This is a genomic window from Lysinibacillus sp. FSL P2-0066 (assembly GCF_037969495.1).
GTDB lineage: Bacteria > Bacillota > Bacilli > Bacillales_A > Planococcaceae > Lysinibacillus > Lysinibacillus boronitolerans.
In genome coordinates this window covers 3,941,165-3,962,799 of record NZ_CP150202.1, presented here as the reverse complement: position 1 = coordinate 3,962,799, position 21,635 = coordinate 3,941,165, and the positions used below count along the sequence as shown (strand labels likewise).

The following is a 21,635-nucleotide window of genomic DNA, read 5'->3' as shown; positions in this document are numbered from 1 at the left end:
TAATTCTTTCAAATAAATAAATGTCTAGTGATGATGGCAAAGAGGTCACACCCGTTCCCATACCGAACACGGAAGTTAAGCTCTTTAGCGCCGATGGTAGTTGGGGGCTTCCCCCTGTGAGAGTAGGACGTCGCTAGGCAATAAAAAAAAGTCATGGATCTATTCCATGGCTTTTTTTATTATGTGAACTATTCATAAAATGCTATAATATATTTAATATTTTCAAGCAGATTTAAAGATAAATTCTTTCAACTAGATACATTTTGGATTAAATAATGGAGGAATCAAAATGAGGCAGAACATTTTTTCTGCGATTTCGATCTCGAGTCTTCTACTTATATTCTTTATGTTTGGTTATGATTCAGCAAAATGGTATGGAGGCTTTTTTACACTTCTCTATCATATAAATATGTTTATGCCGTTTATTTTAGGTGGTTTAGGCATTGGCAGTGCTCTATTAGGCATCAAAGGATATCGTCTGGTTCTTGTTGTCCTTCATTTGTTCCTACAGCTATTATTTTTTTGTATCTATTTAAAGGTATTTTATGGTTCATAGTCATTAATCAAAACTGCGGAGAGAAATCTGCAGTTTTTCTATATATTTAAGTTCTTACATACTTCTGTAAGCAACAAAAGGTATAATGAATTACAAATTGGTTGAATGAATATGTACAGTGGAAAGGAAGAAAAAATTGGGAAAAAAGCAAATTTGGTATGAGGTACAAGAAAACGAGTCAATTGAGGATTGTTTGGCAAGAATGCAGAAAGACGGCTTTATGGTCATAGGACGAAAAGAAGAGCCGCTTTTTCATATCGTAGATGGTGAGCCAGCTTATTTACGCCAAAAAATTCAGTTTAAAGGTATACCTGCTCAAGATATCGAATGATTTTGACTAAAAACCGAACGTTTTTTTTAACCTAATAAAAAATGTTCGCATTTTTGCATTGACGATAAGACAATCCCTTGTTAAAATGTGAGAAGGAAAAACAAATAAATCCCACATATATGCTAGAGGATTGGCTCTAGTGTCTCTACCCGGCACCGTAAATGCTGGACTATGCGGGAAAGCACTTTTGGCATATGGTGAGAAGGTCTTTGTACAGCTATGTACATGGAGATGATCTTGTCCTAATAGTCCTCAAGTAAACTGCTTTCACGTGTAATGGTAGAGAGTAGTTTATTTGGGGATTTTCTTTGTAAATAAATAAGAATTGCAGTAGCTAATCAAAATAGAGGCTAGCACAATAAATAATTGATCATTTTTCTATCGTTTAAAAGGAGCGACAATTTATGAATCCGAAAATCGGTGTCATTATGGGTAGTTCAAGTGACTGGGAAACAATGAAACATGCATGTGATATTTTAGAAGAATTACAAGTACCGTACGAAAAGAAAGTTGTATCTGCACATCGTACACCTGATTTAATGTTTGAATATGCAGAGGCAGCTCGAGAACGAGGAATACAAGTAATTATTGCTGGAGCAGGCGGGGCTGCACATTTACCAGGAATGGTGGCAGCTAAAACAACATTACCTGTCATCGGTGTACCAGTTCAATCACGTGCACTGAATGGACTTGATTCACTATTATCCATCGTTCAAATGCCTGGTGGCGTACCTGTAGCAACTGTAGCAATTGGCAAAGCAGGAGCGACTAATGCAGGGTTACTTGCAGCTCAAATTTTGTCAACAACAGATGCGGAGCTTGCTAATAAATTAGATGCTAGACGTGAAGCAACAAAGCAGCAAGTATTAGAAAGTACAGGTGACTTAGTGTGACGAAGATTATTTATCCTGGACAAACGATAGGCATTATAGGCGGAGGACAACTTGGTCGAATGATGGCGCTGGCTGCAAAGGAGTCTGGTTTTAAAGTGGCTGTTCTTGAGCCAGCAATGGACTCACCGTGTGGGCAGGTAGCTGATATTCGTATTGTAGCTCCATATGATGATGAAGCTGCTTTAGAAGAACTTGCAGAAGTAAGTGATGTTATCACTTATGAATTTGAAAATATTGATTATGAAGGCTTAAAGCGTTTATCTCAAATGGCGTATGTTCCTCAAGGAGCAGAGTTGGTACGTATTACACAAAACCGTATAACAGAGAAAGAAGCTATTGTGAAAGCTGGTTGCCCAGTAGCACCATATATTGTCGCAAAAACTTATGAAGAATTAGTAGCCAATATTGATTTGATTGGTTATCCTTGTATAGTCAAAACAGCAAGAGGTGGTTATGATGGCAAGGGACAGCAGCTTTTAAAATCAACTGAAGATTTACCTTTAGCGAAAGAATTATTCATGCATTCGCAGTGTATTGCAGAAGGATTTGTTCCTTTCGTAAAGGAAGTATCGGTCATTGTTCAAAGAAATGGTCATGGTGAATCGTATTGTCAGCCAGTTGGAGAGAACATTCATGTTCAACATATTCTTCACGAGACAATTGTACCTGCTCGCATAACTGAAAGCACAGCTCAAGCTGCGGAACGAGAAGCTTTGAAAATTGCAGATTACTTACATTTAGTAGGAACGCTAGCAGTAGAAATGTTTGTATTAGAAGATGGTAGTATTGTTATCAATGAATTAGCACCAAGACCTCATAATTCTGGTCACTATTCAATTGAAGCATGTAATGTTTCACAATTTCATCAGCATATTCGTGCTGTTTGTGGATGGCCGTTACGTAAGCCGCAATTATGGGCACCGTCCATTATGGTCAATGTATTAGGGCAGCATGTCGTGCCACTCAGTAACTCAATTGCTAAATATCCTGAATGGTCCATACATCTTTATGGGAAAGCTGAAGCTAAGGTCAACCGTAAAATGGGCCATGTGACGATTATGACAAAAGACTTAGAAGCTACACTACAACAAATCGAGAGTTCTGGCATTTGGTCAGAATAGAAGGAGATAAGCGATGATTGAACGTTACACAAGACCCGAAATGGGCGCAATTTGGACAGAACAAAATAAATACCAAGCTTGGCTAGAGGTTGAAATTTTAGCTTGTGAAGCATGGGCAGAGTTAGGCGATATCCCAAAAGAGGATGTTGCTAAAATTCGTGAAAATGCTTCATTTGATGTGAATCGTATTTTAGAAATTGAACAAGAAACTCGTCATGACGTTGTAGCCTTTACTCGTGCTGTCTCTGAAACACTTGGAGAAGAGCGTAAATGGGTGCATTATGGTTTAACTTCTACAGACGTAGTAGATACAGCACTTTCTTATTTAATCAAACAAGCAAATGATATTTTACGAAAGGATATCGTAAATTTCATTGATATTATTGCTGCTAAGGCAAAAGAACATAAACATACAGTTATGATGGGACGCACACATGGTGTTCATGCTGAACCAACAACTTTTGGTTTGAAACTTGGTTTATGGTATGAGGAAATGAAGCGTAACCTTGAACGTTTTGAAGCGGCTGCCAAAGTAATTGAAACAGGGAAAATGTCGGGAGCTGTTGGAACATATGCCAATATCGATCCTCGTGTTGAGCAATACGTTTGCGATAAATTAGGCCTTGCAGCTTCACCGATTTCAACACAAACTTTACAGCGTGACCGCCATGCTCAGTATTTAGGGGCATTAGCTTTAATCGCTACTTCAATTGAAAAATTCGCAACAGAAATTCGTGGGCTACAGAAATCTGAAACACGTGAAGTGGAGGAAGCTTTTGCAAAAGGTCAAAAAGGATCATCAGCAATGCCACATAAACGTAATCCAATTGGTTCTGAAAACATGGTTGGTATGTCTCGTTTAATGCGTGGTTATATGGTGACAGCTTATGAAAATGTAGCTTTATGGCATGAACGTGATATTTCACATTCATCTGCAGAGCGCGTTATTTTACCGGATGCAACAATTACTCTTAACTATATGCTAAATCGCTTCGGTAATATTGTGAAAAACTTAACAGTATTCCCTGAGAACATGAAACGTAATATGGATCGTACATTTGGTCTTATTTATTCTCAACGCATCTTACTAGCATTGATTGATAAAGGTTTAGTACGTGAGGAAGCTTATGATACAGTACAACCTTTAGCAATGCAGGCTTGGGACGAGCAAGTTCAATTCCGTACATTAGTCGATGCAAGTGAAAAAATCACATCTTATTTAACAAAAGAAGAGTTGGATGATTGTTTTGATTACAACTACCACTTACAGCATGTTGATATGATTTTTGAACGACTAGGACTTAACTAATATTTATTTAGCCATCTAATAATAAATGTTAGAGCCACCAGTAAAAGTTTCAGAGTTGAATCGTAGAGATATGGTTCAATTCTGAACATTATTACAAGCGTATCTCATAATATCAGGGGGAAAACGAAATGACTAAAGGTCAACTTTTGTATGAAGGTAAAGCAAAAAAATTGTACACAACAGAGGAAGCCGATGTTCTTCTTGTTGAGTATAAGGATAGTGCAACAGCATTCAACGGAGAAAAAAAAGAAGAAATTGAAGGCAAGGGCATTTTAAATAATCGCATTACTTCATTAATTTTCGAAAAATTACGAGCTAACGGAATTGCGTCACATTTCGTAAAACTATTATCTGATACGCAACAGCTTGTAAAAAAAGTAGAAATTATTCCGATTGAAGTGGTTGTTCGTAATATCGCTGCAGGAAGTTTAGCAAAACGTCTTGGTCTTGAAGAGGGTACAGCTTTAAAAAGACCAATCGTCGAATTTTATTATAAAGATGATGAATTAGGCGATCCACTTATTACAACAGAGCATATTGACGTCCTAGATCTTGCGACACCTTCTGAAGTAACTGCTATTTATGATGGCGCACTAGCCGTTAACAAAGTTCTACAACCTATCTTTGAAGATGTTAATGTCACATTAATTGATTTTAAATTAGAATTTGGTCGTGATATGGATGGCAATGTATTATTAGCTGATGAAATTTCACCAGATACTTGCAGACTTTGGGACGCTACAACAAAGCAAAAGTTAGACAAAGATGTTTTTCGTCGTGACCTTGGTAATTTAACTGAAGTTTATACTATTATACTTTCTAGACTCGGAGGCAAATAACAATGAAAAAAGTAAAAATCTATGTAACATTACGTGAGAGCATTCTTGATCCTCAAGGCTCTGCAGTACAGGGTTCTTTAGCTAAAATGGGCTACGGTGAAGTAGAAGATTTACGTATCGGTAAATATCTTGAACTATCAATTAAAGATACAGAACGTGACATTGATACTCTAGTAAAAGAAATGTGTGAAAAGGTTTTAACGAACGTTGTAATTGAAGACTACCGTTACGAAGTCGAGGAGGCTATTTAATCATGAAATTCGCAGTACTCGTATTCCCTGGGTCAAACTGTGATATCGATATGTATCATGCGATTAAAGACGAGCTAGGTGAAGAAGTAGAATATGTATGGCATACAGCAACAGATCTAAGTGGTTTTGATGGCATTTTAGTACCTGGAGGATTCTCCTATGGAGATTATCTTCGTTGTGGCGCAATGGCTAATCAATCTAACATTATGGCAGAAGTTAAGAAGGCAGCAGATGCTGGTAAACCTGTATTAGGTGTATGTAACGGCTTCCAAATCCTAACGGAAGCAGGTTTATTGCCAGGAGCCTTATTACGCAATAAAAACCTCAAATTTATGTGCCGTACAGTGCAGCTTAAAGTTGAAAACAACAATACATTATTCACAAATCAATATGAGCAAGGTCAAATCATCAATATTCCAATCGCACATGGTGAAGGTAACTACTACTGTGACGAGGAAACTTTACAATCACTAAAAGATAATAATCAAATCGTATTCACATACTCAGGTGACAATCCAAACGGTTCTTTAGAAGATATCGCAGGGATTATAAACGAGCGCGGCAATGTATTAGGGATGATGCCACACCCAGAGCGAGCTGTTGATGCACTGGTGGGCGGCGCAGACGGTCTAGCAGTATTTAAATCAATCGTGAAGCAGTGGAGGGAAAATCATGTCAACAACTAAGTTTGAGCCAACAGCACAGCAAATTAAAGATGAAAAGCTATACGCTGGAATGGGGATGTCAGACGAAGAATTTGCAATGGTAGAAGGTATTTTAGGACGTCTACCTAACTGGACAGAGACAGGTCTTTTCTCAGTAATGTGGTCTGAACACTGCTCTTACAAAAATTCAAAGCCAGTACTACGTAAATTCCCTACAAAAGGACCTCAAGTACTACAAGGACCAGGTGAAGGTGCGGGTATTGTGGATATTGGTGATGAGCAAGCGGTCGTATTTAAAATGGAATCGCATAACCATCCATCTGCAATAGAACCTTATCAAGGGGCTGCAACGGGTGTGGGTGGCATTATCCGTGATGTTTTTTCAATGGGTGCACGTCCAATCGCTATGTTAAACTCATTACGCTTTGGTGAATTAAAGTCAGCACGTGGTAAATATCTATTTGAAGAAGTAGTAGCGGGTATCGCAGGTTATGGTAACTGTATTGGAATCCCAACAGTAGGTGGCGAAATTCAATTCGATCCTTGCTATGAAGGCAATCCACTTGTGAATGCTATGTGTGTCGGTTTAATTGATCATAAAGATATTCAACGAGGTATTGCAGCTGGTGTAGGTAATACAGTGATGTATGTAGGAGCGAAAACGGGTCGTGATGGTATTCATGGTGCAACATTCGCCTCTGAGGAATTAACTGAGGAATCAGAAAACCAACGTCCAGCAGTACAAGTTGGCGATCCATTTATGGAGAAACTTTTACTTGAAGCATGTTTAGAGGTTGTAAAATCTGATGCTTTAGTTGGTATTCAAGATATGGGTGCCGCTGGTCTTACTTCTTCTTCAGCAGAAATGGCTTCAAAGGCTGGTTCTGGTGTAGAAATGAACTTAGACTTAGTGCCTCAACGTGAAACAGGAATGTCAGCATATGAAATGATGTTGTCTGAGTCTCAAGAACGTATGCTTTTAGTTGTGAAAAAAGGTCGCGAAGATGAAATTAAAGCGATTTTCGATAAATATGATTTAGATGCAGTAGCGATTGGCCGCGTTACAGATGACAAAATGCTTCGTCTGCTACACAAAGGACAAATAGTGGCAGAGGTACCTGCAGACGCATTAGCAGAAGATGCACCTGTTTACCATAAACCATCTGCAGAGCCTGCTTACTATGCAGAGTTCCAAGCAATCGAAAACACTGAGCCTGCTGTGACAGATTATAAAGAAACACTAAATGCTTTATTAAAAGCACCGACAATTGCTTCTAAAGAATGGGTATACGATCAATATGATTATCAGGTACGTACATCAACAGTTGTTAAACCAGGCTCTGACGCTGCCGTTATTCGAGTACGTGGCACAAATAAAGGGTTAGCAATGACAACAGACTGTAACTCTCGTTATATCTATTTAGACCCTGAAGTAGGTGGTGCTATCGCGGTAGCCGAAGCAGCTCGTAATATCGTGGCAACTGGTGGTACGCCACTTGCGATTACAGACTGCTTAAACTTTGGTAATCCAGAGAAACCAGAAATCTTCTGGCAAATTGAAAAATCTGCTGATGGTATTTCAGCAGCTTGTACGGCATTAAATGCGCCAGTAATTGGAGGTAACGTTTCACTTTATAATGAGCGTTCAGGCGAAGCGGTGTATCCAACGCCGACAATTGGTATGGTTGGTCTTATTGAAGACTTAGCCCATGTAACGACACAGGAAGTAAAAGCTGCAGGGGATATTGTCTTTGTTATTGGTGAGACAAAAACAGAATTTGGTGGTTCAGAGCTTCAAAAGCTATTAAATAATGGTGTTATTTCAGGGAAAGCGCCATCTATCGATTTAGAGGTTGAAGCGACACGTCAGCAAGCTTTATTAAAAGCGATTAAAGCAGGCCTTGTTCAATCTGCTCATGATGTAGCAGAGGGCGGTCTAGCTGTTGCAATTGCGGAAACAACATTTGGCGCAAACGGTCTTGGTGTGGACGTAACATTAACAGGCTCTGCAACAACAGCGTTATTCAGTGAGAGTCAATCTCGTTTTGTTGTCACAGTAAAAGAAGAAAATGCTGCAGCATTTGTAGAAATCATCAAAGATGCTCAAAAAATTGGTGTCGTAACAAACGATGCACTTGTGAAAATCAACGGGGACAAAGGTGTGCTTGTAGAAGGTACAGTGGAGGAATTCCGTTCTAATTGGAAAGGAGCAATCCCATGCTTGCTGAACTCAGAGGCTTAAACGAAGAATGTGGGGTGTTTGGTATTTGGGGTAACCCAAATCCAGCACACCTTAGCTATTACGGGCTTCATGCTCTTCAACACCGTGGACAAGAAGGCGCTGGAATTGTCGTTTCAGACGGACAGCATCTTCGCGCGGTGAAAGGCGAAGGACTAGTTAATGATGTTTTCAACGAAGATAAATTAAAAGCAGTGAACGGTAAAGCAGCTATTGCGCATGTTCGTTACACAACTGCTGGTGGTGGCGGTATCGAAAATGTACAGCCATTATTATTCCATTCCTCAACTGGTAGCCTTTCAATTGCCCATAACGGTAACTTAGTCAATGCGACACATTTAAAGCAGTATCTAGAGCGACAAGGTAGCATTTTCCACTCTAGCTCGGATACAGAAGTGCTGGCGCATCTTATTAAGAAAAGCTCACATTCACCATTCCGGGCGAAGGTGAAAAATGCCCTATCTCTTTTAAAGGGTGCCTATTCTTTCTTAATTATGACAAAGGATGAAATGCTTGTTGCACGTGATCCACATGGTTTACGTCCATTATCTCTTGGAAAGCTAGGAGATGGCTGGGTGGTAGCTTCTGAAACTTGTGCATTCGATTTAATTGGTGCAGAATTCGTTCGTTCGGTAGAACCAGGCGAATTAATCATTATTAACGATGAGGGCGTAAAATCAGATCGTTTTGCTGATATGGATAAACGTTCAATGTGTGCGATGGAATATGTTTATTTAGCACGTCCTGATTCGGATATTGATGGTATTAACGTTCATATGGCACGAAAACGTATGGGTAAACAGCTTGCTCGTGAGTGTGCACATATTGAGGCAGATGTTGTAACAGGTGTTCCTGATTCAAGTATTTCAGCAGCGATTGGTTTTGCAGAAGAAAGTGGAATCCCTTATGAATTAGGACTTATTAAAAACCGTTATGTTGGTCGTACGTTTATTCAGCCGACACAAGAGTTACGTGAACGTGGTGTAAAAATGAAACTTTCACCTGTTGTTCAAGTCGTAAAAGGAAAAAAAGTAGTAATGGTAGATGATTCTATCGTTCGTGGTACAACATCTCGTCGCATTGTCAAAATGCTAAAAGATGCTGGTGCAGCGGAAGTTCATGTTGTTATTTCCTCACCGCCGATGACAAATCCTTGTTATTATGGCATTGATACATCAACGCACGAAGAACTGATTGCTTCTAGTCATAATGTAGATGAAATTCGTGAAGCAATTGGGGCAGATTCTCTAACTTTCCTTTCTGTTGAGGGGATGGTAGAAACAATTGCACGACCATATGAAGATGAAAACAGAGGGCTTTGTCTTGCTTGCTTTACAGGCAAATATCCAACAGAGATTTTCCCGGATACGATCTTGCCTCATGAAAAAGAATTATTACGTTAAGAAAAACATCGCAACAAATTAGTGTACTCTAGAGAATTTACAGTCATTTCTATCTAGGAAACTTAGGCGACTTGGATGATAAGGAGGAACTCTGCGTGTCAAAGGCATATGAACAAGCAGGTGTAAATATTGAAGCGGGCTATGAAGCCGTAAAACGAATGAAGTCTCATGTTGAACGTACGAACCGTCTAGGTGTAATGGGGACGTTTGGTGGCTTTGGTGGCATGTTTGACTTGTCACAACTTAATCTTAAGGAACCTGTTCTTATTTCAGGGACAGATGGTGTTGGAACAAAGCTAAAGCTAGCCTTCATGGTAGACAAACACGATACAATCGGTGTGGACTGTGTAGCAATGTGTGTAAATGATATTGTTGCCCAAGGAGCAGAACCACTGTACTTTTTAGATTACGTAGCTCTTGGAAAAGCAGAGCCTGCAAAAATCGAACAAATTGTCAAAGGTGTTGCAGATGGCTGTGTGCAATCTGGTGCGGCCCTAATAGGTGGCGAAACTGCAGAAATGCCTGGTCTTTATGAAGAAGATGAATATGATCTAGCTGGCTTTGCAGTGGGTGCTTGTGAAAAGTCTGCTATTGTGACAGGTGAAAAAATTGCAGAAGGCGATGTACTGATTGGGATTGCCTCAAGTGGTGTACATTCAAACGGTTATTCTTTAGTGCGTAAAATTGTCTTTGCAGATCATCAGTATGCGGTGGATGCGATTATAGAAGGCTATGAAGATCTAGGCCCAATCGGTGAGGCGCTTCTAGTGCCAACAAAGTTATATGCTAAACCCGTTCTAGCAGCTTTAAAGGCAGCAGATGTACATGGCTGTGCACATGTTACAGGTGGCGGTTTCTATGAAAATCTACCACGCATGATGCCAGAAGGACTAGCAACGGAAATCGACTTAGGTTCTTGGCCTGTATTACGTATCTTTGAATTCCTAAAAGAAAAAGGTCAGCTAGAAGATAAAGATTTATACAATGTGTTTAACATGGGTATTGGCTTTGTAATAGCTGTGCCAGCAACTGAAGCTGATAAAGTAATTGCTGCAGTAGAAGCAAATGGTGAAAAGGCCTATACAATCGGACGTGTTATAAAAGGTGATGGCGTAGTATTTAATGGCTCACATGATGGGAGTTTAGTGTAATGACTGCACCAACAAAAATCGCCGTGTTCGCGTCAGGCAGCGGTAGTAATTTTCAAGCCATTCAAGAGGCCATTGAACGTGGTGAACTTCATGCAAAGGTCGCACTTGTGGTCACAGATAAGCCTGGAGCATTTGTAGTAACACGTGCTGAAAACTTTGGGATTCCAGTGTTAGCATTGAATCCAAAAGAGTTTGTCTCGAAGTCAGCATATGAGACAGCTATTATCGAAGCTTTACATGAGTGCGATGTGAAATGGATTGTGCTTGCAGGATATATGCGTTTAATCAGTGATGTATTATTAGCAGCCTTTCCACAGCGAATTGTTAACATTCACCCTTCCCTACTGCCGGCTTTTCCTGGAAAAGACGCTATTGGACAGGCCATCAATCATGGTGTGAAAATCACAGGTGTAACAGTGCATTTTGTTGATGAAGGGATGGATACTGGTCCAATTATCGCTCAGGCAGCGGTACCTGTCATTGAAGGAAATCGCGAGGCAACAGAAGCTGAAATTCATAAACAAGAGCATTTGTTATATACAAAGGCATTACAGCAATTATTACAGTAACTGAAGAAGGAGTTAGGTCGAGAACCCTACTCAATTTAAACAAGACCTAACTCTATTAATCTATTAAAGGTCAGTTCGTGGACAGCACGATAAAAATTAGGAGGATATTGTTGTGACAAAACGTGCATTAATCAGTGTTTCCAATAAAGATGGTATTTTAGAATTTGCAAAGGAATTAGTAGCATTAGGTTATGAAATTTTATCAACTGGCGGTACAAAAAAAATGTTACAGGACAATGCAGTAGCTGTAACAGCAGTAGATGAAGTAACGAAATTTCCTGAAATTTTAGATGGTCGTGTGAAAACATTAAATCCAATGATTCACGGTGGTCTATTAGGAAAGTTTGACGATGCGTCTCATCAAGCACAGATGAATGAGCATGGAATTGAGCCAATTGAAATTGTTTGTGTTAATCTATATCCATTTGTTGAAACAATTTCAAAGCCTAATGTAACTTGGGATGATGCAATTGAAAACATTGATATCGGTGGCCCAACAATGTTACGTTCTGCTGCAAAAAACCATCAATATGTAACAGTAATCGTGGACAGCAATGACTATGCAATTGTATTAGAGGAACTTAAAGCAGACGGTGCCACAACAATTGAAACACGTCGTAAACTAGCTGCGAAAGTTTTCCGTCACACAGCCGCTTATGATTCCTATATTTCAAATTACCTGACTGAAGAAGAGTTCCCAGAGAGCTTAACGATGACATATGAATTAAAGCAAAATTTACGCTATGGCGAAAACCCTCATCAAAAAGCGGCCTTCTACCAAAAGCGTCTTGGCTCTGACTTTTCATTAGCATTTGCTACACAATTGCATGGTAAAGAGTTATCTTACAATAATATTCAAGATGGTAATGCAGCTTTACAAATTGTAAAAGAATTTGAATTGCCAGCTGCCGTAGCGGTGAAACATATGAATCCATGTGGTGTTGGCACAGGTGTCACGTTAGAGGCAGCATTCGATAAAGCATATGAAGCAGATCCAACATCTATTTTTGGCGGTATTATCGCATTAAATATGGAAGTGGATGCAGCAACTGCTGAGAAGCTAAGTCATATTTTCCTAGAAATTATTATTGCACCTGCTTTCTCACAAGAAGCATTAGATATTTTAACGAAAAAGAAAAATATCCGCTTACTAACAATTCCTTTCGAGCAAGCGAAACAAGATTCATTCAATGTAGTATCAGTAGAGGGTGGCCTACTTGTACAGGAACCAGATCGTTATGGCTTTAGCAATGCGGATATTAAAGTTGTGACAGATCGTGAACCAACAGAGCAAGAATGGGAAGCATTGCAACTTGGTTGGTCTGTTGTCAAACATGTGAAATCAAATGCGATTGTTGTAACAGACTCTCACATGACACTTGGCGTTGGCGCAGGTCAAATGAACCGTGTAGGTGCAGCTAAAATCGCCTTTGAACAAGCTGGAGAAAAAGCAAAAGGTGCTGCATTAGCATCAGATGCATTTTTCCCAATGAGTGATACTGTGGAGGCTGCAGCAGCTGCAGGAATTACAGCAATTATTCAACCAGGTGGTTCGATTAAAGATCAAGATTCCATTGATAAAGCAAATGAATACGGCATTGCAATGGTATTCACAGGCGTACGTCACTTTAAACATTAATTGTTAAAGCATATAGGAAACAAAACAGACCGAGATGTTGGTTCATCTCGGTCTTACTTACAAAGAGGAGGATTCTCTAAAAATGAATGTACTAGTAATCGGAAGCGGCGGTCGTGAGCATGCAATCGCTAAACAATTTAGCATCTCTCCATCAGTGAACAACGTATTTGTAGCGCCAGGAAATGATGGGATGCGAGGCGAGGTAGAAGTTGTTGCTATTGATACAATGGATTTCGCAGGTCTCGCTCAATTTGCTAAGGAAAATGATATAGCATTAACATTTGTTGGCCCGGAACAGCCGCTTGCTGAAGGCATTGTCGATTTCTTTACAGCTAGAGGTTTACGTATTTTCGGTCCTACAAAAGTGGCTGCTCAAATAGAAAGCAGTAAATCCTATGCAAAAGAAATTATGAATAAATATAATATTCCTACAGCAGCACATGAAACGTTTTCTGAAGCAGAAAAAGCAATAGCCTACATTAAAGAACAAGGAGCGCCTATTGTCATTAAGGCGGATGGTTTAGCGGCTGGTAAGGGTGTTGTTGTGGCAATGACAGAGGAAGAAGCAATTGAAGCAGTAGAGGATATGATTGGAAATCAACGCTTTGGTGAATCCTCTTCACGTGTTGTCGTGGAAGAATTTTTAGACGGTGAAGAATTCTCCTTCATGTCCTTTGTGCATAAAGGGCAAATTTATCCGATGGTTATTGCACAAGATCATAAACGAGCTTATGACGGTGATAAAGGGCCAAACACAGGAGGTATGGGTGCTTATTCACCAGTACCACAAATTCCACAAGAGGTAGTTGATATTGCTTTTCAAACGATTGTAGAACCTACTGTTAAAGGGATGGAGGCAGATGGTGCTTCCTTTACAGGTATTTTATACGCAGGGTTAATTTTAACGAAGAAAGGTCCTCAGGTCATAGAGTTTAATGCTCGCTTTGGTGATCCAGAAACGCAAGTTGTATTGCCACGTATGGTTTCAGATTTTGGTGCATTTATGATGGCGCTAATGGATGAACAGCCTTTTGATTTACAGTGGTCAGAAGAAGCGATGCTTGGTGTTGTCATTGCAGCAGAGGGTTACCCAGGAGACGTTGAAAAAGGTAAGGTATTACCGAGTTTAGAGGCACTTTCGACATCACATGCAGTTTTCCATGCAGGTACAAAATTAGTAGACGGTCAATTCGTTGGTAATGGTGGACGTGTACTGTTAATTGGTGCAAAAGCAGCTACTTTACAAGAAGCACAGGAAAAGGTTTATGAAGGTATTGCAACGGAAACATGGGAGCACTTTTTCTTCCGTAAAGATATTGGTTGGCGTACATTTAAGTAATTATTATTTTCACTAAATATTTTTTATCGTCTTTTGAAACCTCTTGTTGTTTCAAAACGTAAGAGGTAAGAGCCGTCTCAATAATAGATTGGGACGGCTCCTTTGACTAAGAAGGATTCTGAGCTTTATTCGTTGAAGAATCGCTACTATTTGAGGAATTTTGAGTTGAAGTGCTGGTGTCAGATTGTTTTGAAGCAGCTTGTGAACCTGAAGAATTACCAGCTATAGCAGAGGAAAAATCCTTCATGAGCTTATCGATTTGTTCAGTAGACATAGAATTTTGCCCGCTGAACATACTTTGCATAGAGGTGTTCATGGCATTCTGCATATTGGAGCTTAAAAGTGCTTTCGTTGGACAATATTTAAAAAGTCCCTCAGCCATTTTCATGGCACCTAATGCAATCATTAATCGACCTTTTGTACAATTAGGATTTCTAGAAACTTTAGCGATACCAAATGCGGTCAAACTCGTCCCCATGGCAAAACGACAAAATGCATTCTTTTCGCTTAAATTTGCTTGCTGCATCATCATACTTCCTCCTTTAGTCATTGTGGAAAAAATAAGCGAGGTGCACTTTGCTTTATGAAAGTGCTGTGTTACGATTGAAACAAGATGATTGCATAAAGCATAATTTTTATGAAAATATGCGATTATGCAGTAGTAGTATGTGATTTCAAGTTGGATTTACACAATGAAAAATTACGTAATTTAGGAAGGAGCGAATAGTATGGATCCAGTATGGAAAATAACAAAAATACGTCAGCAATTAGCAGTAATCGATGGGAAAAAGGCACCAGATATCGTACTGAAAAATGCACGTTATTTGCATAGTATGTTAAAACAATTTATTGTAGGAAACATTTGGATTTTGGGAGATCGCATTGTCTATGCTGGTGACAGAATGCCTCCTTTATTAGAAGGAACAGAAGTGGTGGATTGTACGGGAAAAACAATTGTACCTGGCTATATTGAACCACATGTTCATCCGTTTCAGCTTTATCATCCACAGTCATTTGCAGATTTTTGTGGTCAGCTCGGGACAACGACTTTTATTTCGGATAATTTAAGTTTTGTTTTAAATTTGGAAAATAAGAAAGCGTTTTCAATTTTAGAGAGTTTGAAAAAGCTGCCCTTTTCTTTTTATTGGTGGACTCGCTTTGATTCACAAACTGAATTGGAGCAAGAGGAAGAGGTTTTCTCTAATACCTCTATATTAGAGTGGTTAGAGCGAAGTGATGTCTTGCTTGGTGGAGAGCTGACAGGCTGGCCTAAACTGTTGCATGGTGACGATCAAATGCTTTATCGTATGCAAATGGCTAAGGGACTCGGAAAAAAAATTGAAGGACATTTCCCAGGAGCTTCAGAAAGAACGTTGGCACGCATGAAACTGCTTGGTGCTGATGGGGATCATGAGGCAATGACAGTGGAAGAAGTAGAGCGTCGTATCCTGCAAGGCTATGCTGTTACATTACGTCATTCCTCCATTCGACCGGACTTACCGCATCTATTAAAAGGAATAGTAGAAAAACAGCTTCCAATTTTTGATCATTTAATGATGACGACAGATGGTTCGACACCTTCATTCCATGAGGATGGTGTGATGGATAAATGCATTCAAGTAGCTTTAGATGCAGGGGTATCTCCTATCGATGCTTATCAAATGGCTTCCTATAATGTGGCACGTTATTATAACATGTCCAATTTACATGGTTTTATCGCGACGGGGCGTTTTGCTTCGCTCAATATTTTACAAGATGAATATCATCCTGTTCCAGAAAGTGTCATATCAAAGGGTGTCTGGTTGAAGCGTGATGGGGATCGTGTGCATAGAATGGCGCCAATTGATTATTCTGCCATCCCAGCTTTAGATTTAGATTTTTCATTAGATTCACAGGATTTCCAGTTTTCTATGCCGTTTGGTATTCAATTAGTCAATGATGTCATTACAAAGCCTTATAATTCTTTAATCACTAAAGAAGGGCAATTGGCAAATCATGATGAGTGCTATTTAATGCTCATTAACCGAAAAGGCAAATGGCATGTAAATACAATGATTAAAGGATTTGCAACAGATGTCCAAGGCTTTGCATCCTCTTACTCCAACACGGGTGACATATTGTTAATTGGAAAAAATAAAGACGATATGATGAAAGCCTTCGAAAAAATGAAGGCCATGAATGGTGGTATTGTTCTCGTCGAAAAAGGAGAAGTTATAGCGGATATACCATTAACAATTGGTGGACTTTTATATGATGGAGATGTATTCACTTTAACAGAGAAAGAAAAGGCTTTAAAACAAGCTTTAGCAGATCGAGGCTATCAATTAGGAGATGCCATTTATACACTATTATTTTTACAATCTACTCATTTACCGTATATTCGTATAACACCACAAGGAATTTTCGATGTCATGAAGAATAAGTTATTATTACCTGCTGTTATGCGCTAATTCATGAAAGTGTTTCAGTTGTTTAAACAATTACAAATATGTGTAATTGTTCAAAGGAGAGATATGCTTGTGTTCAAATCGAGAAAATTATGGATTGCTATTGCATTTAGTGCTTTGGTGATCGGGGGATGTTCAAAGGATACACCAAAAGTCAAAGAGGATGATGAACCAATTGTAGAGGAAGAAGCAGTTGTGGAGGAGCCTGTGCAACAACCAGCTTTTGTTGCACCACTTACTGGGGAGGCTGTAAAAGAAGAAATTACACAGCGACCAATTATCGTAACCATTAATAATCATCCAGCGGCACGTCCACAATCAGGCTTAGCTGCGGCGGATATTGTTTATGAAATGCTTGCAGAAGGTAATGTGACACGCTTTTTAGCAGTATACCAAAGTGAACTGCCTGAAAATATTGGGCCAGTTCGCAGTGCACGCTCTTATTTTATCGATATGGCCAAGGGATTTGATGCCTTTTATGTAGCACATGGCTATAGCCCAGAGGCGAAAACAATGCTTGATCATCGTATCGTCGACAATATCAACGGTATGGCTTATGATGGTATTCTGTTTAAACGTTCTAACGACCGCGTTGCACCACACAATTCCTATATTACAGCAGAAAACATTCTAAAAGGTGCTGAAATGGTAGGCGCTTCAATGAATTACAGTGAAAAAGTACTTCAGGCTTTTTATGAACCAGATGAACGTGGTAAAATAGGTATTGAAACAAGTCAAGTTGACATTTATTACGGAAATAATGAAGATTTCCATAACGCGTATGTGTATGATCATCAAACTAATCACTATGAACGACAATCGGCTAGCGTGGACACTAAAGATATGTTAACAGGCGAAACAGTGTCATTGGCAAATGTTCTATTTTTCGAAATGGATCACCAAACAATTGATGATATTGGTCGCCAAGCAATTGATTTAACGTCTGGTGGAAATGCGTATGTATTTCAAAATGGCTATTTGAGGGAAGTCAAATGGGCTAATGTTAATGGAATACCAATGGCTGTAGAGCAAACAGGGGATCCTGTAAAGCTTGTACCAGGAAAGTCGTGGGTTCATTTCGTACCATCTTCGCCAGGGTTACAAGCAATGGTGAAAACGCAGCCTTAAAGGGAGGAAAATTGCATGCAAATCGAAAAAATTCGGGGGCATCAAACAGATCAATTATTTAAAGCAGTGTTAGAGTTGAAGGACATCGAGGAATGCTATAAGTTTTTCGATGATTTATGTACGATTAGTGAAATTCAATCGTTGGCACAACGCTTTGAGGTTGCACATTTATTACGATTAAAGAAAACCTACGAATCCATTAAAAAGGAAACAGGGGCAAGTACTGCAACTATTTCGCGTGTGCGTCGCTGCTTCGATTATGGGAATGATACATATGATGAAATGTTAGGTCGTTTGTATCCTGATGAAAAACCCTTTCAAGCACCAAAAGAATAGTCAGATAAAAGGCTGAGTAGAAGTTTAAACTGTACCCTTTGTAAAGGACATTTTAAAAAAAGCTAGGTAACTTGTTGAAGCTGCTGTCTGTATTTTGCAGGCGGCAGCTTTTTCAAATGCCATTGCCCTCGATAATGGTTGTAATACATCATATAACTCTTAATTTCTCGTTTGACTTCTTCTAATGTTTCACATTTCTCGATAGTTGTTTCATCTTTAAAATGTCCAAAAAATGATTCTTGTGGCGCATTGTCCCAACAGTTTCCACGGCGAGACATGGATTGTCCTAACCCCATTTTCTTCACAAGTTTTTGGAATTGTGGATTGGTATAATGGAATCCTTGATCCGAATGAATAAAGGCATCTTCCGTTAAATGGCGGTGTTTCTTCAATTGATGAAGCGTATTGAGGGCAATATCTATACTTAATGAAGACGACACTTCATACGCTAAAATTTCATTCGTTTCAGCGTCTTTAATCGTTGATAAATAAGCGCGTTTACTGCTTCCATACGTTAAATAGGTGATATCTGTCAGTAACACTTTTCCGGCCATACCCTGTTTAAAGTTGCGTTGTAATTCATTTGGGCACGTACGATGTTCTTTCGTTGCTTTTGCCATACGTCGAGTTGGATTCGCTTTTCGAATCGGGCAGATAATCTGATATTTTTTCATCACACGGCGAATACGTTTCAGATTGTACGTAATTCCATATTGATTTTCTAACGTCATTTTAATTTGACGTGCTCCTTTTTTTCGCCCTCTGAAATGATACGCTTTTAAAATGATTTCCTTTACCACTTCATCTGCTTGTTCTTGCTCCACACGCTTCTGAGCTGATTTTTCTAAAAAATAATTGTAATAGCCAGACCGAGATATACCCATCACATCACATAAATAGCTGACTAAACGCTTTAATTTATACTTTTTCATCGTGTGATGGATGAGTTCAAATTTTAGTGTCGTAGCGATTTTTATTTCTTCTTCAACATCTGCCTTTCGAGTAGATCGAGCTTTTTTAACAATTCATTCTCTGCTTCAAGTAACCGATTTTTCGCCTCTAAACGCTTCAATTTTTCTTCTAATGTCAATTCGCGTTCGGAAGGTCTACCTGAATTTGTTTTACGTGTATCTTGTAAACCTCCGACACCTGCTTTACGATAAGAAGCTCGCCAGCGTTTGCCTGAAGATTCGATTCGTTTTATACCGATTAATTCAACATCTAAACCTGCATTTTCAAAAATTTCTCTTGGGAATTTACCTTTTTCATTTTCCGCAATAAAATGACGTTTAAATTCGTCAGTATATGTGATCGCTTTCTCGCTAACTGCTTGCACATTTGGATTACATTTTAGTTGTTCTTGTTCCATTTTCGTAAAATATCTTTTGGTCATTTCACTCTACCCCAACATCTTTTTTCTCATTATAAACAAAAATACCCTATAGGATAGACTTTTTTCAAAGTGTCTATCTTATAGGGTACAGTTTAGTTCTACTCGGTCTTTTTCATTTTTTTGTCGTGAATCATAAGCTATACTTGTAAACGAATAGATAGAAAATGATAGGTGGTAAACATAGATGGATTATTTAGAATGGAGACATGTGTTCAAGCTAGATCCAGCGAAGGACATTTCAGATGAAGACTTAGAAAAAATTTGTGAATCTGGGACAGACGTTATTTTGGTTGGTGGAACAGATAATGTAACATTAGATGGGGTATTAGATTTACTTGTTCGCGTGCGTCGTTTTGAGGTGCCAATAGCACTTGAAATTTCTACGATCGATGCGGTAACACCAGGTTATGACTATTATTTCATTCCAACGGTATTAAATAGTGATGATCCAAAATGGATTAAAAATTTACATCATGAGGCTATTAAGGAATACGGCGATATTATGGTATGGGATGAATTAGTAGCGGAAGGCTATTGTATTTTAAATCCTGATTGTAAAGTAGCCCATGTAACGGGTGCGAAAACAGATTTAACGATTGATGATGTGGTAGCTTATGCACGCATGGCAGAAAATTTCTTTAAACTGCCTGTTTTTTATTTAGAGTACAGTGGAATGTATGGCAATCTAGAGGTAGTTAGTGCTGTTAAAAACGAACTAAAGCATACTAAACTCTTTTATGGTGGTGGCATAACATCTGCAAAGCAAGCAGAGGAAATGGCGCAGGTTGCAGATACGGTAGTAGTTGGAAATATTATTTACGAAGATTTAAAAGCTGCACTTGCGACTGTTAAGGCTGTTAAAAATACGTTATAATTTTAGAACAAATGTTTGTAAGGCGGTGCGAAATGGAACAGTTAACAAAAAATTTACTAGCAGGCATGAATCCTGAACAGGAAAGAGCAGTTAAAACAACTGAAGGACCATTACTGATTATGGCGGGTGCTGGGTCAGGAAAAACACGAGTTTTAACACATCGTATTGCCTACCTAGTTATCGAAAAGGAAGTATATCCTTCTAAAATTTTAGCGATTACATTTACGAATAAAGCAGCACGAGAAATGCGTGACCGTATTGATGGCATTCTTGGCAATGGTACTGGCGATAGCATGTGGGTATCGACTTTCCACTCCATGTGTGTAAGAATTTTACGCCGTAATATCGATCAGCTAGGCATTTCTCGTAATTTCTCTATTTTAGATTCTACGGATCAGCTTTCAGTCATTAAAAATGTGATGAAGGAAGAAAATATTGACCCAAAACGTTTTGAGCCACGAGCAATTTTAAATGCTATTAGTGCAGCAAAAAACGAGTGTATAACAGCGGATGATTACGCTGGACAAATGAATGATAAAAACCCTTATGAACAAACTGTTGCACGTGTCTATAAAGGCTATGAGAAAAGATTACGCCGTAACCAATCCCTCGATTTTGACGATTTAATTATGACAACGATTACTTTATTTAAACGTGTACCTGAAGTGCTAGAATATTATCAAAATAAATTTCAATATATTCATGTAGATGAATACCAGGATAGTGCGACACGTTGCTAATTGAAAAGATTAGCCACTAGCATCATTTCGCTAGGAGAACTAAGAAATCAGATGAGTCGAATGATGAGGTAACGCTCTGAAAGGCTCGACCTAATCCTCCGAATAGCATTGTCGCGTGCAATCGTGATGATGTTATAAGCTCGGTGAAGTCAGTTGAACATCCTCCTAATCGAAAGAAGGAAAGCGGGATAGAGGTATTCTGTGGGATGGATAGACTGGGGGTCTATAAAAATACTCATGGTTAGAATGTAGGGAACAAAACTTCCTACTGACGAAATTCCGAATGTACGGCTCTAGAGGTATAGGTATTCGAAAGGGTACACCAACTTATTGTTGGGTTAGTGAGGTGGAGTAAAATTTGTCTTTATGAAACACCTTATAGTGTTACAGGCACTATCCAGCTAACAGGGTT

General features: G+C 39.0%; 20 protein-coding genes, 1 rRNA gene, 1 pseudogene and 1 riboswitch. Of the genes and pseudogenes, 20 read left to right on the top strand and 2 right to left on the bottom strand.

What is annotated here, in order from left to right:
* Nucleotides 1–23 precede the first annotated feature (23 nt).
* From rrf to purD, 15 genes are all read left to right on the top strand, one after another.
* Nucleotides 24–139 (top strand): 5S ribosomal RNA (gene rrf, locus MKZ14_RS19755).
* Between the two features lie 150 nt (nucleotides 140–289).
* Nucleotides 290–556, top strand: a complete 267-nt coding sequence (locus MKZ14_RS19750) for a hypothetical protein (protein ID WP_312127134.1) — start codon at nucleotides 290–292, stop codon at nucleotides 554–556.
* A 136-nt stretch (nucleotides 557–692) separates the two neighbouring features.
* Nucleotides 693–887, top strand: a complete 195-nt coding sequence (locus MKZ14_RS19745; protein WP_016992387.1) for an NETI motif-containing protein — start codon at nucleotides 693–695, stop codon at nucleotides 885–887.
* A gap of 93 nt (nucleotides 888–980) precedes the next feature.
* A riboswitch (purine riboswitch) is annotated at nucleotides 981–1,079 on the top strand.
* 212 nt (nucleotides 1,080–1,291) lie between these two features.
* Nucleotides 1,292–1,780, top strand: a complete 489-nt coding sequence (purE, locus tag MKZ14_RS19740) for a 5-(carboxyamino)imidazole ribonucleotide mutase (RefSeq protein ID WP_312127137.1) — start codon at nucleotides 1,292–1,294, stop codon at nucleotides 1,778–1,780.
* A complete protein-coding gene (gene purK / locus MKZ14_RS19735; protein ID WP_339280371.1) occupies nucleotides 1,777–2,901 on the top strand; it encodes a 5-(carboxyamino)imidazole ribonucleotide synthase in 1,125 nt (374 codons plus the stop codon). The genes purE and purK overlap by 4 nt, the downstream gene beginning before the upstream one ends.
* Nucleotides 2,902–2,914: 13 nt before the next feature.
* Complete coding sequence (gene purB / locus MKZ14_RS19730) at nucleotides 2,915–4,210, top strand: adenylosuccinate lyase (RefSeq protein WP_016992384.1); 1,296 nt, start codon at nucleotides 2,915–2,917, stop codon at nucleotides 4,208–4,210.
* Between the two features lie 128 nt (nucleotides 4,211–4,338).
* Nucleotides 4,339–5,049: a phosphoribosylaminoimidazolesuccinocarboxamide synthase gene (gene purC / locus MKZ14_RS19725; protein ID WP_312127141.1), complete on the top strand. Its 711-nt coding sequence runs from the start codon at nucleotides 4,339–4,341 to the stop codon at nucleotides 5,047–5,049.
* A 2-nt stretch (nucleotides 5,050–5,051) separates the two neighbouring features.
* Nucleotides 5,052–5,300: a phosphoribosylformylglycinamidine synthase subunit PurS gene (gene purS, locus MKZ14_RS19720; RefSeq protein WP_016992383.1), complete on the top strand. Its 249-nt coding sequence runs from the start codon at nucleotides 5,052–5,054 to the stop codon at nucleotides 5,298–5,300.
* A gap of 2 nt (nucleotides 5,301–5,302) precedes the next feature.
* Nucleotides 5,303–5,986: a phosphoribosylformylglycinamidine synthase subunit PurQ gene (purQ, locus tag MKZ14_RS19715; protein WP_016992382.1), complete on the top strand. Its 684-nt coding sequence runs from the start codon at nucleotides 5,303–5,305 to the stop codon at nucleotides 5,984–5,986.
* Entirely contained in the window at nucleotides 5,973–8,207 is a 2,235-nt protein-coding gene (gene purL / locus MKZ14_RS19710) for a phosphoribosylformylglycinamidine synthase subunit PurL (RefSeq protein ID WP_016992381.1), read from the top strand. The genes purQ and purL overlap by 14 nt, the downstream gene beginning before the upstream one ends.
* Nucleotides 8,183–9,607 (top strand): amidophosphoribosyltransferase, encoded by a 1,425-nt coding sequence (gene purF, locus MKZ14_RS19705; protein WP_004225733.1) that lies wholly within the window; start codon nucleotides 8,183–8,185, stop codon nucleotides 9,605–9,607. The genes purL and purF overlap by 25 nt, the downstream gene beginning before the upstream one ends.
* A gap of 95 nt (nucleotides 9,608–9,702) precedes the next feature.
* Nucleotides 9,703–10,758 carry a phosphoribosylformylglycinamidine cyclo-ligase gene (gene purM / locus MKZ14_RS19700; protein WP_016992380.1) on the top strand — a complete coding sequence of 352 codons (1,056 nt, stop codon included), beginning with the start codon at nucleotides 9,703–9,705 and terminating at the stop codon, nucleotides 10,756–10,758.
* The gene (gene purN / locus MKZ14_RS19695) at nucleotides 10,758–11,327 is read left to right on the top strand and encodes a phosphoribosylglycinamide formyltransferase (protein WP_004225729.1); all 570 of its coding nucleotides are present in this window, start codon (nucleotides 10,758–10,760) and stop codon (nucleotides 11,325–11,327) included. The genes purM and purN overlap by 1 nt, the downstream gene beginning before the upstream one ends.
* A gap of 112 nt (nucleotides 11,328–11,439) precedes the next feature.
* Nucleotides 11,440–12,966: a bifunctional phosphoribosylaminoimidazolecarboxamide formyltransferase/IMP cyclohydrolase gene (purH, locus tag MKZ14_RS19690; protein WP_312127144.1), complete on the top strand. Its 1,527-nt coding sequence runs from the start codon at nucleotides 11,440–11,442 to the stop codon at nucleotides 12,964–12,966.
* Between the two features lie 82 nt (nucleotides 12,967–13,048).
* On the top strand, nucleotides 13,049–14,305 hold the full coding sequence (gene purD / locus MKZ14_RS19685) for a phosphoribosylamine--glycine ligase (protein ID WP_312127146.1): 1,257 nt from the start codon (nucleotides 13,049–13,051) through the stop codon (nucleotides 14,303–14,305).
* Nucleotides 14,306–14,411: 106 nt separating this feature from the next.
* Here the strand turns inward: purD and MKZ14_RS19680 are convergent, their stop codons facing one another.
* Nucleotides 14,412–14,834, bottom strand: coding sequence for a YgaP-like transmembrane domain (locus MKZ14_RS19680; RefSeq protein WP_312127148.1), 423 nt, complete (start codon nucleotides 14,832–14,834; stop codon nucleotides 14,412–14,414).
* A 199-nt stretch (nucleotides 14,835–15,033) separates the two neighbouring features.
* Here MKZ14_RS19680 and MKZ14_RS19675 point away from each other — a divergent pair, with 199 nt between their 5' ends.
* The 3 genes from MKZ14_RS19675 (at nucleotide 15,034) to MKZ14_RS19665 (ending at nucleotide 18,216) form a co-directional block, all read left to right on the top strand.
* On the top strand, nucleotides 15,034–16,755 hold the full coding sequence (locus MKZ14_RS19675) for an adenine deaminase C-terminal domain-containing protein (RefSeq protein ID WP_312127150.1): 1,722 nt from the start codon (nucleotides 15,034–15,036) through the stop codon (nucleotides 16,753–16,755).
* 69 nt (nucleotides 16,756–16,824) lie between these two features.
* Nucleotides 16,825–17,880 carry a DUF3048 domain-containing protein gene (locus MKZ14_RS19670; protein WP_016992376.1) on the top strand — a complete coding sequence of 352 codons (1,056 nt, stop codon included), beginning with the start codon at nucleotides 16,825–16,827 and terminating at the stop codon, nucleotides 17,878–17,880.
* 15 nt (nucleotides 17,881–17,895) lie between these two features.
* Complete coding sequence (locus MKZ14_RS19665) at nucleotides 17,896–18,216, top strand: YerC/YecD family TrpR-related protein (RefSeq protein ID WP_004225717.1); 321 nt, start codon at nucleotides 17,896–17,898, stop codon at nucleotides 18,214–18,216.
* Nucleotides 18,217–18,278: 62 nt separating this feature from the next.
* Here the strand turns inward: MKZ14_RS19665 and MKZ14_RS19660 are convergent.
* Nucleotides 18,279–19,609 (bottom strand): IS3 family transposase gene (locus MKZ14_RS19660; protein ID WP_339280167.1). Its coding sequence is split into 2 segments (ribosomal slippage): nucleotides 18,279–19,228 and nucleotides 19,228–19,609, totalling 1,332 coding nucleotides; the frame shifts between segments, so codons are not numbered across the junction.
* Between the two features lie 184 nt (nucleotides 19,610–19,793).
* Here MKZ14_RS19660 and MKZ14_RS19655 point away from each other — a divergent pair.
* Nucleotides 19,794–20,483: a heptaprenylglyceryl phosphate synthase gene (locus tag MKZ14_RS19655; protein WP_036076874.1), complete on the top strand. Its 690-nt coding sequence runs from the start codon at nucleotides 19,794–19,796 to the stop codon at nucleotides 20,481–20,483.
* Nucleotides 20,484–20,515: 32 nt separating this feature from the next.
* Nucleotides 20,516–21,208: pseudogene (locus tag MKZ14_RS19650) on the top strand (UvrD-helicase domain-containing protein); the annotation flags it as partial.
* Nucleotides 21,209–21,635 lie beyond the last annotated feature (427 nt).